Origin of the sequence: Aliikangiella sp. G2MR2-5, assembly GCF_015687155.1 — a bacterium.
In the GTDB taxonomy this organism is placed as follows: Bacteria; Pseudomonadota; Gammaproteobacteria; order Enterobacterales; family Kangiellaceae; genus Aliikangiella.
The window spans coordinates 1,066,288-1,078,471 of sequence record NZ_JADPQF010000001.1 but is presented as its reverse complement, the minus strand read 5'-3'; the positions used below and the strand labels follow the sequence as shown (position 1 = coordinate 1,078,471).

The following is a 12,184-nucleotide window of genomic DNA, read 5'->3' as shown; positions in this document are numbered from 1 at the left end:
TGCTAGTGTTACTCCTGTTCCTCTAGACATGACACACAACTCAAAGACTCAGGTTTTACCTTTAAGCGCGCGAGTGGAATATCTTCACCACAATACTCACATACGCCAAAGTATTCTTCATCGATTCTTGCTAGTGCCCGTTCAAGCAAAGCCAACTGTTTTTGCGTACGCTCTAACCCTGCTGACGCCATTTTTTGTTGTTGAATTGCATCGATTCGAGAGACTCTACCTGCTAATGTTTGGTCCAACTCTACGGTTTGACTAGATTCCTTGGCGAGAGCTATTTGCGAATTCAGTTCATCTATTTTGGAAAGTATGGCTCTATTTAACATGTCTTTTTGACTATTCGACAAAGCCATTTCAGGATATTCCTTTTGTTGTTGTGATATAAGTGACACAATCAGGTTGTTCTATGCCTGCTGTGTATAAATTCCTTTTTGAGCGACTTTTTTCCAACGATATAAAATTTTTACTTCGCCAGCTTCATCACAGCTCCCACAACTAGAGCCACATAACCCGGAAAGCTCTACTTTTTCAATGCGACCTTTACGTATCCACTGGTCAACCATACTTTGCATCACATTTTCAGAAACATAAAAATGCCTTGCAAGATCAGTAAGTGTCATCTGATCACGCTCTTCCAGCAGTTTTTTGATCTCCATTAACATCAGATTAGACTCTTGCCGGCTCAGGTTGAGAAAGAATACGTTTACGCCCAAAAGATTTAAGCATGTAAATATTGAGCAAATGAAGCGTAATGAAAAATCCTATCCACAAACTGGCACTAACAGGAGTCTTCATTAGTTGCCCAGCTTGATAGACAATTGTTGAAAGACTGTAAGCAAGGAAAGTACTCCACAGCACGATAAATAGCGTCCAGCGACTGCCGGTTTCTTTCATTGTTGCCCCAAGGGCAGAGACGCAAGGTGAATAGAGCAGTATAAAAAGTAAAAAGCTGAATGCACCTAAGGTTCCGTCAAACGAAGATTGAAGTAATTCGAAAAGCCCCCTATGAATTTCTTGCGATTGGGCAACTTCATCCAGACTTTTTACGTCAGCTTCTCCAATACCTACCGGATCAGACCAGGTATTCGGTATTTCACTCAAATTATCTGGAACGGTTTGCCAGGCAGCATATAACTTGTCAGATAGTGAAAGAGAGGCTTCTTCCTCATCGCCTTGTAATTGTATTGAGTAAAGACTGTCGATAGTTCCAACAACGACTTCTTTTGCAAAAACACCGGTAAATATTCCAACTGTTGCCGGCCAATTGTCCTCTTTAATACCCATAGGAGCGAACACTGGTGTAATTGTCTTTCCTATGTTCGATAACACTGACTTTTCAGTGTTCTCATTACCGAAGGAACCATCACTTCCAAGGGAATTAAAAAAGCTGAGAACCATGACCACGATAACAATAAGTTTACCTGCACCCAAAATAAATGAACTCAGCTTTTCCCAGGTTTTTATCAGCACATTGCGCAAATTAGGTAAATGGTAAGCGGGAAGCTCCATAACGAAAGGCGTATTTTCTCCGACAAGCAAAGTATGCTTTAGTAATAATCCAGTCAGTATGGCGACCGCAATACCAGTTAGATAAATAGCAAAAACCAGGTTTTGTGCATTTTCCGGAAAAAAGGCTGCGGCAAACAAAATATAGACAGGCAACCTGGCACCACATGAAATAAACGGGCTCATCATAACCGTCATAATTCTATCTTTCTGGTATTCGAGTGAACGCGTGGCATAAATTGCAGGTACGGTACATCCAAGTCCTACCATGAGTGGAATAAAGCTTTTACCTGGCAAGCCTATAGATTGCATAAAGCGATCCATAACAAAGGCTCCTCTGGCTAAATAGCCGGTATCTTCCAGAACAGCGAGAAACAAATACAAGGTGGCAATTATCGGAATAAAAGTGGATACAACCTGAATTCCCCCTCCGATACCATTAGCTAGTATGGTAACAAGCCAAGCCGGCAAACCGAGAGAAGTCAACCACTCTCCTCCGGCGTCGACTAATACTGCGCCAGTAGCCTGATCGAAAAAGTCGATGAAAGCACCACCAAAATTGATGGTAAAAACAAACATTAAATAGGTGACAGCGAGAAATAGTGGTATGCCAAGAAACTTATTGAGAAAGACTTTATCCAGCTTTGCAGAGATACTTCTGGATACCTCCCCATTTTTACTAACACATGAGTCGATCCAGCTTAGAATTTTGTTAAAACGCGCATCAGCTATGGCTATATCCAGATCTTCGCCATATGCCGCACTCAATGGTTTCGCTATTTTGCCAACCTGCTCACTCAGCTGACCCGGGAGTTTAATACTGTTATCTTCTAATAGCCGCAATGCAAGCCACTTTGCTCGCACTCCCTGTTCCTCCGCGTAGGGAACCAGGATCTCGGTCAACTTGTGATAGACAGTGCTTAAGGGTTCATCAAACTCCAGTTCAAAGTCCACTAGATGCTCAGGCTTTTCGAGAAGAGAAACCAGCTTTTCCTTAATTTCATAAGGCTTTCTGGTCTTACTTGCCGTGAACGGAATAATTGGGCAGCCAAGCAAATTCTGCAACTCTTCAACATCAATTTGAGTTTTTTGCTTCTTGGCCACATCCATCATATTTAATACGACCAGAACAGGCTTGCCCACTTCCAGAAGTTGAGTAGTTAAATATAAATTCCGTTCGATGTTTGAAGCATCGATAATATTTACGATTAATCCTGCGTCTTCGGAAAGGATATAGTCTCGCGCTACCTTTTCATCTAAAGCAACCGATTCATCAACTACATCCAGAGAGTAAGTCCCTGGCAAATCAACTATGGTGTAGTTTTCACCTGCAAACTGAAAACTTCCGGACTTTTTCTCCACTGTTACGCCGGGCCAGTTTCCAACTTCCTGGCGAGCGCCTGTTAACAGATTAAACAGGGTTGTTTTTCCACAGTTAGGATTACCGCACAGGGCAATAGTGGCAGATTTACTCATTGAACAAAAAGCTAGATATTGGGTTAAGAAGAGGTTCCAAGCAATTCCACCTGGATCCCTTGCGCTTCATTTTTTCTCAGGCTTAGAGAGAAGCCTCGAAGAGAAAGCTCTAATGGTCCACCCATCGGAGCTTTTCGCGTGACATTAACTTCTATTCCAGGTGTTAGCCCCATTGATAACAATTTACGCCGAAATACACTCCCGGCAGCGCCAAGACTAACAACTTTGACTCTCTGCTTTGCTTTTGCGTCGGCTAAACAATAGGACATGAACCTTCTCCGGAATAGTACTCTAAACCTGAGTACTATTAACAAATATTCGATGTCCCAATGTTAGTTTAAATGCGAATCGTTTGCAACAAGATTTACCTCTGCAAGCGATTATTATCCTGATCCAGATCAGAATGCCCTTAAAAAGACCAAACGACTACCGGGAAAGACATCTTCCTACTGCTTTTCAAACAATAATGCGAAGCGACTAGTGTTTCTTTTCAATGACTTATCAAAAGCAGAAATATTTAAGGGATCTTTCGAGTTTACCAATATTTCACTTTCACCTAGCAGATGAAACCCGTAATGTTTGAGCTTTTCAATAACAAATGCTTTTTCGATTCTATGCATATCCTGAGCACTCTGCTTGCCAGAGCCAACAGGGGCGTTATGGTCAATTACGAGTAATTTCCCTTTGGTTTTTAGTGCAGCGCGTAACTGAGGTAATACTTTTTCTTCTGTTACGTCCCAGCCAGGAGAAGTATGATATAAATCATGAAATCCCATGACAAAAAAAGCTGAATCAAACCGGTCCATCCCGAGCTTTAGTTCATCAGCTTCAGACATAAGCCTCTCTACATTTTTTAACTCATTGTTTTTGAATCGTTTTTCTAGATCTTTACCGACATAAGGAAGGTAGGCTTTGTTGTTGTGTAATACAACTAGTCCATTCTTACCTACCTGATGCGATAACAAATGTGAGTAATAGCCTCCACCACCAAGCAAATCCAGGACTTTTTCACCGGCTTTAACTCCGACGAACTCGATGACCTCCTCCGGTTTACTACGTTTGTCCCTTTCAAGATCTGAGACTAACCGCCCTTTTGAATCGACTGCACTAGCAATACTGGAACTAAAAAAGCACAAAATAGCTATTAGTTTCAATGTTTTAAGCGCTACTCTCATAATATTACTTCCTCTATTTTCCAAGTTATTTTAGTCTAAACCAGAGCTGAATAGATTGATGCTTGAAAATGGTTGAATAAATATTTAAACATATTTCAAATTAATTCCGGGACTAATAGTTTATTCAGATATCTCTAAAACTAATTACTATTAGATTTTTAGCTGAATGACGCATACCATTAAGCTATGTTAAGGCCATTATGGTCACTTTAGATGCGCAGTCGTTCACCGCTAATATCAATAGCACTATTCCTCACTTTGTGGACGACCAATCTGTACCCAAACAATCAACTCGCACAAACCACTGAACATGTTTGTTCCTTAACTCTTGGCTGGGGAAACTGGCCTCCCTACCAGCATTCCCTCAATGGTGATATACCTTACGGAATTCAGATCGACCTGGTTCGTAAGGTGGCATCAGAGGCAGGATGTACACTTAAGTTTAAAAAGCAGACTTTCAGTGAGAACATCAGCGCAGTTAAAGATGGCACAGTCGACTTTATAATGGACACTTCGATAACCAAGGAGCGCGAGGAATTTGGTTATTTTTCCGATCCTTATCGTCTCGAAGTACTGGTTCTGTACTTAAAACCGGAGTTTAATCAACAGTGTAACTCTATGACACTACCCGAATTGATTAAGAAAACAGGTGCTCGAGTCGGTTTGAATCAAGGTAATATTTATGGAAAATCAGTCACTGAGGCACAATCAGATGAAGGTTTGAAACAACAGTTTGTCTACGCAGATAATAATGACCAACTCTATCAACTTTTTTCTAGCGGAAAAATTGATGGTTTCTTCGAAGACCCGATGGTGTTGTCTTATACCTTAAAAAGAATGCAGCTTCGAGGAAAACTGAAAGCCTGCAAAGTAACCCAGAAAGCCAGCACTGTTTCGTTTATGTTTAGCAAAAAAACGGTAACCAAAGAGCTGGTGAGCAAGTTTAATGAAGCTCTTGCACGAATAAAGCTAACAAAAGATTATCGCGCCAACTGGGCCTGGTGATTTTTCTTAATTAGCTAATTTAGACTTAAAGTTTTTTAAAAACAAGCGTTCGCCATTCTAGAAGTTGTAAGCCCTTATCTTCTAACGACGTATTTCTATCTACTATCTGAAGAGAATATGCTAATGCCTGGTCATTTAACAGAGACTCTCTCACCGGATACGAGGAAGGGTCATTACGCAAATTACTGCAAAAAGTGAAAACAATATAGGTACCTGTCGCAACGAGAGAAGATAAACGCTCTAATAACGCAACCTGATCAAAATTGTTAAGCTCAGTCAGAAGTTCATTAACCAATATGGTTGAGTAAGAACCTTCCACTTTAGCCAATTCAACAAGATTATCATGACGCCAGTTAATAGACGGGTGACATACAGGGCGTTTCTTTCTAATCTGCTGTGCCTCCTGCTCAACAGTCGTGACCAACCAGCCTTTTTTTGCAAGCCAATCGGCAATCTCATCGTTTGCCTTTCCCAAAATTAGTGCCATCGCAGGTGACTCTGGCAAGTATTTTAGCCAGGTATTATTAATGTGTTTTTGAGTCGTTGAGTTTGCTAACCCTTCAGCAAGGGCGATCTGGGAGGGGGTTTCTCGTTCCATTAACCCGATTGAGCTGCCGCTATACATTTAGTATTACTCCTTCAAAGTATTCGGGTTTAACAGGGTCATCCTGAAAGCCCTGACCTTAATACTATACCCTTCTAGCCGTATAATATTTGCACAGCGTCACAAAAATTAGATATTTTAGTATCGCGTTCTCATATTCGTATTTTTACTCCAAGGTTCACACCAAAGGCACAGTTTATGCTGGCTCAATATCCTCGACTAACAGATGACATTCAAATACAAACAGTATTAGGTGTGCCGTTACAAAAACAAACGCACACCTTCCTTTGCAATATTAAATCCTTTACTCCTTACCAACAGACTTTGCTGGCTCCCCTCCTCCAATAGCGGGTTAGAATGATTAAAATGAATAAACCAGATCTTTGCTTTGTCCTCGTTCGATAATTTTTCAAAAAGGTCCATGCTTTCAACAACAAATGGATGCGGCACTTTTAACATATCCCTACCCGGTAGCTCGGTTCCGTCAAAAAATGTTGCGTCGATAATCGCATAGTCAACCTCTTTGACTAAGTCGGATATATTAATATCCCATCTGGACCATTTATCTATATCAGGAATAAAAATCGCGGTTTTGCTCGGACCTTTAATTCGAAAGCCTACAGCCTCTGAATATTCTTCTCTGTGAGGTACGCTGAATGGCGTTACCTCTATATTCGAAAACTTTTCGGGCCTGGAGTCCTGAAGAGGATATAGCATGATATTTTTGTAATTCACCAATTGACTCCAGGGTCCGTTACTCCGCAAAAATTCGCTCATTCTTGGCATGGCAAACACGGGAACTTCACTCGCCCCCATCGACTCGTGGCCAAGATACATTAGCCCTGTATAATGACCTATGTGTGCGTGTGTAAGGAATATACCTTTCAAGTCAAACTCTTCAGACGAGACAATTTTTTCAAGTTGATACAACTGTTCAGGAAGATCAGGTGTCGCTTCGAACAGGTATTTAGATTTGCTAACGGTATCCACCAGACCTAATGAGACAACACTTCGTCTATACTCAGGCTTTTTCCAACCTTTAAGACAATGAGGTCGATAGCAACCAGCCTGAGGATAGCCTGCATCCTGAGCAACACCCAGTATCTCGATAAATGTTTTTTCATTTTTTGCAGAAAGCGAATTCATGGTAAATACCAGAAATATCAAAGCAACTCTTGTAATCCACTTTGCATAACTGCTCATCATTTTCCCCTTCAATTAAAAATCTTTTTATTTTAAATTCCAGTCGGCTACTTGTATCGGTTTAACATTAGCTATTTTTTTTCAAAAGCGAAAAACAAGACCTTTTGTAAAACATTTAATTATCTTTTAGAAATTAAATACTTTTAAGGCAATTGTAAATACTACAGCAGTTTTCAATATAAACTATCTGGATATCGATAACTGCTTGCATACTCAACTAGTCACCTGGTCAGCTTGTAGCAGTCGAAATTTCAATCCTGAACTAGCATTAGAAAATAGCGTGCCCCAGATCACCACGCCATATAACTTCAGCAAGGTCACCAAAAGTCGTTCCATTGACACACTGAATAATTGATTTATCCGGTAAAACAGTATTGTTCACACTTCGATAAGCCCCAGGATGTGCACTCAAGGTTATCACGACTCTGGAGCCCTCTATATTTCTTGCGAGATTTCCCACTTTTTGAGCTTTGCTTGCCGACTTCCGATAAATGTAGCTATATAGCGGCACTAGTTTCCCTGCCTTCCTCAGATAATTAACGCCTTTTAAAACAGAGCTTCCCGAATGAGATAAAAGAGCCCCGCCATAAGCTTCTCGAAACTCTTCTGCCACTGTTTTTGCTCTGTCGCGGTAAATGACGTAGAAGCTTCGCGAATTGAAGGCAGGGTTGCTAATAATCGGCGTTTGAGCATTTTCTAACAGGAAATTTATTATTGAGTGCTTTAACCCTATTAATTTCCAGTCAGCAGATCCACAAACAATCTGCGGTAGTAAAAGACGATTATTTTTATTGTAATCCAGGTGGTTGGCGGTGTTTATAAACTTCATCAGGAGTAATTATATGTGAATGCAAATGGGAGACGAATTGTAGTGATGATTGCGAAACACAAAAAGGTCCGACCAGAGATATTTCAAATGATATCTCAATTTTTTACACAAAAATAAAGCGTTTATTGACAGGTTTTATAAAAGACACATCAGGATAAAAATGTGAGAGGCCCACCATGGGCATCTGGACGCCACTTGAATATTGGTGGCGCCTAGCGAATACAAGCAGTAGAAAATACTGTTTATTCCCCGAGGACAAGCAAACAGGAGTTACACGTTTTCAGCCCTGCTTGATTTAAGTGGGGCAAGCAATAAATAGAAGATCCAGGCAAACCAGGATATAAAAACCATCCCCAATAGCCAGGCAACCTTTTCAGATCCGCTTGTTTTATCGGACGTTGCAACCGCAATAAAAGGCGCTAACCATATCAAAAAGACAATCACAAGAGCCCATATAGAAATTCCCATAAATCAATTTCCTCAAATTTTATATAATATCTTATTAGGTAGTCTGTATAAGAAAACGTGGAGGTTGGGATTTTATTCCAATCTTCTAATTCCAATCTTCCAACACACCAGTGGTCAGATTTTCTTCTATTGTTGATCTGAAAGTCAACCAGCATTCACTACCTGCAAAGCATTAATCAATTGGTTTGGACTGGACAGGATTGAATAAAAACCACCTTTCCTGTCCAGCGGCTTGCGGCTAGCTTTACTGTGAATCCTCTAGTCATTTGGCTCAGAATACCAACTACACACTGCAAACGACGTCATCTCCGGGTATACTTGTCCGATAAAGTCCTGTAGAAAAGCTTCAAGATTTTCACCTCTTTGCACACAGGCGCCCTGATTCGGATCGTAAATTGCTATCGCTCCAGAAGGAAAACGCCAAACACCAATTGCGTGACCAGAGCCTTCCTCCTGATATAAAACAAGGATATGTAATCCGTCACGACTATTTAACGGATCATTGAGTAGATATTTTGAGGGTGTGTCGCCCATGATATTTTCTTTCTGATCGGACTTCCACCAGAAATTCTTTGCAATAACTTCCTGACCTTTCGCAGCGACCGTTTCAAAACCTCTCCAGTCAGACTCCATTTCACTCTGCAAATTACAGGCTCTGGTTTTATTTCTAATTCCAGCGAGCGGACTTGTTTTGGAAGTATCTTGCGCCAACCACATCATTACCAATGCCAGGCACACGCCTTCATAACTTTCAATTTGAGGTCCACCAAGAAATTCAATTATAGAATCTTGAGATGAGAAAAATATCATTTCTCCATTGTGATCTGTGGTTATTTGCGAGAAGTGCTTTGGCATCTCCGCTCTCCATAATATGGTTGTGTTTATTAAAACTATTGATGAAAAACCCACGATCTTGAGATAGTTTTTTAATTTCTGATCCCAAATGCAATGATCGAAAACTAAGTTTAGGCACAATCCGAATTTAATTCATGAAATATATTTTATGACAAGGAATTGTAAATCGTTCAATACAACTATCTCACCGAACATTACGCAAAAAGCTTCCGTTAGAGATAGACTTTAGTGACATTTAACATCGACTATTTTGATGCTTGATATTTGCTTTCATCAATATCGATTCAGTCTCTGCGGCTTCAGCAACATTGAAGTATCCTTTACCATATTCAACAAAACCTGCTTTACGATAGAAACCGACAGCATTTAACGATGACTCTACGTAAAAATGATCGTTAGCATTTTTGTCTGCCATATCAAAGACAAAATTTACTAATTCCGATGCAACCCCTCTGCCCGAGAAATCCGGATCGACAAACAGGCCTTCCAGCAAGCACTCCTGCCAGTTAACAGATACAAATCCAGCAATTCGATTATCACAAACATAGACATAAAATTCACATCCAGACTGCTCCCGTTTTCGATATTTCTCAATTTTAGGATTGCTAACCCAGGCAGAAATAAATTCGGCTGAATAATGATTTCTGCAAAGCACAGAGATTGAACGATTGTGTATTTCTGCCATAACACCATAATCATCAACTTTAGCTTTTCTAATCATGTCGCCCCCCTTAGCGCATATACCATAAAATACTAGTGTATTTCGTTAACAACAAATTAATACTACAGAAACTGAAAACCTTTTGATACTACTCAATATGTAGTCATGCACTACAAATTCTGTAGTTAAGTTTTATCTTATAAATCGATAATAACTGTTCTCACTTAACGGTCTTTATTTTAAGGGTAACGACAAGCAATTAGCCACTCATCTGAACCGGGCAAAACACCAGCAATATAGCGCTTAGAATCAGGAAATAACAACAATGAGAAAAATGGAAAAATACTAAAAAACAGTTACTTCACTGCTAAAGAACCGAGGGTGATACTTGAAACAAATAGATCGAACGTCTAAAGGAAAGCCTATAGTCATTTTTGGCTGGCGAGTCGCGCTCGCCAATTTGATTTCGTTTTCCCTACTCTAATTTTGCCTAAGCGCGAATTTTAAGCTCATATCCGGAACTCAAACATTACTTTATTAAGTATCTGGACTAGTTAGCTGAAAGACCAAACTGTTCTATCAGTCCATTTCTGAGTACTCTTAAGTCTATCCTTAATGAATCGTTTTTAAAGTTCGCATCGAAAGCGTAGTAAGACATACCGCCTCTATGGCCCGTCGCTTTTTCTTCGACCGACACCAGCTCCCCCAATCCTTTCAGGCTTTCAGCAAAATCTGCGACAACTTCCTTTTGAAAATAGAAGTTCGCATTTTCAGAGAAAAGCGCTCGTTCAATACGACCGGCCTGAAACGCTTTCAGTATTTTTTTTACTTTTTTGTTGAGAGCGACCTTCGAATCATCTTTATCATTATTTTTCTCCAGATCAGATAAGATAATCTTTTCTATTTTGAATATTGCTCCAAATTGCTCACTGCTGGTGCCTGGATACGCGGCAAAAAACATTATAATTGAAGTGTTTTTCTCAGGATAAATTCGATTCATTGAAATCGAACCTGAAACAGCTCCCGAATGAGAAATCAATTTCGTTCCCATTGTCCTTGAGACTGCAATTCCTAACCCATAGCTATTCGCAATTCCGTTATTATTAATAAACTGTGAAGTAAATTGTTTCATTGAAAATTTACTGAGTAGCGACTCATCAATTAGCGCCTGATTCCATTTTGCAAGATCTCTGGCAGACATAGCCAGGTCGCCCGCCGAATACAACCAGCCTTTACCTTCTTCGGGAGCATTTCTAATCGGACCGATAGCATTGCGAAGAAAGCGAGGCGTATCTATATCGGCAAGGCTTGTATTATTTACGCTTATCGCAGTATCCATTTTTAGTGGTTGAAAAATATATTTTTTCATAAAGTCATATAGCGGCAAGCCACTAACTTGTTCAACAATTCTGCCAGCAATAAGATAATTTGTATTGCTATATTCGAACTTCTCTCCGGGGTAGAAGTCTGCAGAACGCATTGCATATTTTTTTATAACCCGGCTGTTATCAACATCTGAAAGCATATCCTTATAAACATAATCATGAGGCCAATAATCCGGATAACCAGAAGTCATTGAGAGCAAGTTTGCGATTGTTACCTTGTCGGCATTTGTCAATTCAGGAAACCATTTGGCTACCGGATCCTTAACACTCAGCTTGCCCTGGTCTTGCAAAATCAACAAAGATGCAGCAGTAAACTGCTTGGAAATTGAACCAATTTTATAACGAGGATTTGAATTTTTCGGAAGTTTTACCTGGGTTTTAAAGTTGGGATCGACCAGCGTATTTTTGTATACAACCTCTCCCCTTTGCACAATTAGAACAGAAGCAACAGGCGCACCTTTGCCATCCATAACATTTTCAATCTCTTGTGTTATTTGCGCTTTTTGTTTTTCACTGATTGCTCCCCATGCACTGCTCGTTGTTAAAAGAAGAACAGTTATTATTTTGAGTGAAGCTAGATTTAATTTCATTGACTGGAATCCCTGTTTATTTTTTTTGATTGATAGCAAATCATTCAAAATGACAATTAGCTTAGATTACCTGAATTCTATATTATCGACTTTAAACTCATTGCAGGTATTTCGGGGAAGCATTATGGGGCAGCTTTTCTTACATTACAATGCACGCAATTGTCGCGAATGACAACCAGTTAGCTATTTAACGCTTGGAGTTCGTAAAAATAGTGCAAAAACAGGTAAGTGCGTAAAAACAGGTAAGTGTGATAAATTGTCACAATGTATGTATCTTATATAATCCAGATCTTCAGATATGATTGAAATCTTTAAATTACCAGTTCCAGGTCAAACTCCATTAGCCCTCACTAAATTAGTAACCGAATAATTTTAAATTAAGAGCTGCATTCAAGTTAGATAAACGCCCACACTGTGGCGG

General features: G+C 39.9%; 13 protein-coding genes. 1 reads left to right on the top strand and 12 read right to left on the bottom strand.

The annotated features are described in order from the left end of the window. Positions 1-8 precede the first annotated feature (8 nt). The 5 genes from IYN84_RS21635 to IYN84_RS04275 form a co-directional block, all read right to left on the bottom strand. Positions 9-398, bottom strand: a complete 390-nt coding sequence (locus IYN84_RS21635) for a TraR/DksA C4-type zinc finger protein (RefSeq protein WP_196137923.1) — start codon at positions 396-398, stop codon at positions 9-11. A gap of 12 nt (positions 399-410) precedes the next feature. Continuing rightward, entirely contained in the window at positions 411-668 is a 258-nt protein-coding gene (locus tag IYN84_RS04290; RefSeq protein WP_196137922.1) for a FeoC-like transcriptional regulator, read from the bottom strand. 4 nt (positions 669-672) lie between these two features. Then, positions 673-2,988 carry a Fe(2+) transporter permease subunit FeoB gene (gene feoB, locus IYN84_RS04285; RefSeq protein WP_196137921.1) on the bottom strand — a complete coding sequence of 772 codons (2,316 nt, stop codon included), beginning with the start codon at positions 2,986-2,988 and terminating at the stop codon, positions 673-675. 23 nt (positions 2,989-3,011) lie between these two features. Next, entirely contained in the window at positions 3,012-3,257 is a 246-nt protein-coding gene (locus tag IYN84_RS04280) for a FeoA family protein (protein WP_196137920.1), read from the bottom strand. A 177-nt stretch (positions 3,258-3,434) separates the two neighbouring features. Next, a complete protein-coding gene (locus IYN84_RS04275; RefSeq protein ID WP_196137919.1) occupies positions 3,435-4,163 on the bottom strand; it encodes a class I SAM-dependent methyltransferase in 729 nt (242 codons plus the stop codon). A 213-nt stretch (positions 4,164-4,376) separates the two neighbouring features. On the opposite strand from IYN84_RS04275, the gene IYN84_RS04270 reads away from it, so the two are divergent. Next, the gene (locus IYN84_RS04270; protein WP_196137918.1) at positions 4,377-5,168 is read left to right on the top strand and encodes an ABC transporter substrate-binding protein; all 792 of its coding nucleotides are present in this window, start codon (positions 4,377-4,379) and stop codon (positions 5,166-5,168) included. Between the two features lie 25 nt (positions 5,169-5,193). Here IYN84_RS04270 and IYN84_RS04265 read toward each other — a convergent pair whose 3' ends face one another. The 7 genes from IYN84_RS04265 to IYN84_RS04235 all read right to left on the bottom strand — a co-directional run bounded on the left by IYN84_RS04265 (position 5,194) and on the right by IYN84_RS04235 (position 11,763). Continuing rightward, the gene (locus tag IYN84_RS04265) at positions 5,194-5,793 is read right to left on the bottom strand and encodes a hypothetical protein (RefSeq protein WP_196137917.1); all 600 of its coding nucleotides are present in this window, start codon (positions 5,791-5,793) and stop codon (positions 5,194-5,196) included. Between the two features lie 240 nt (positions 5,794-6,033). Beyond that, a complete protein-coding gene (locus tag IYN84_RS04260; RefSeq protein WP_196137916.1) occupies positions 6,034-6,975 on the bottom strand; it encodes an MBL fold metallo-hydrolase in 942 nt (313 codons plus the stop codon). A gap of 268 nt (positions 6,976-7,243) precedes the next feature. Beyond that, positions 7,244-7,804: a hypothetical protein gene (locus IYN84_RS04255; RefSeq protein WP_196137915.1), complete on the bottom strand. Its 561-nt coding sequence runs from the start codon at positions 7,802-7,804 to the stop codon at positions 7,244-7,246. A gap of 270 nt (positions 7,805-8,074) precedes the next feature. Beyond that, a complete protein-coding gene (locus IYN84_RS04250; protein ID WP_196137914.1) occupies positions 8,075-8,272 on the bottom strand; it encodes a hypothetical protein in 198 nt (65 codons plus the stop codon). Between the two features lie 258 nt (positions 8,273-8,530). Continuing rightward, positions 8,531-9,127: a hypothetical protein gene (locus tag IYN84_RS04245; protein WP_196137913.1), complete on the bottom strand. Its 597-nt coding sequence runs from the start codon at positions 9,125-9,127 to the stop codon at positions 8,531-8,533. 235 nt (positions 9,128-9,362) lie between these two features. Continuing rightward, positions 9,363-9,848, bottom strand: a complete 486-nt coding sequence (locus IYN84_RS04240) for a GNAT family N-acetyltransferase (protein ID WP_196137912.1) — start codon at positions 9,846-9,848, stop codon at positions 9,363-9,365. A gap of 490 nt (positions 9,849-10,338) precedes the next feature. Beyond that, positions 10,339-11,763: a serine hydrolase gene (locus IYN84_RS04235; RefSeq protein WP_196137911.1), complete on the bottom strand. Its 1,425-nt coding sequence runs from the start codon at positions 11,761-11,763 to the stop codon at positions 10,339-10,341. Positions 11,764-12,184 lie beyond the last annotated feature (421 nt).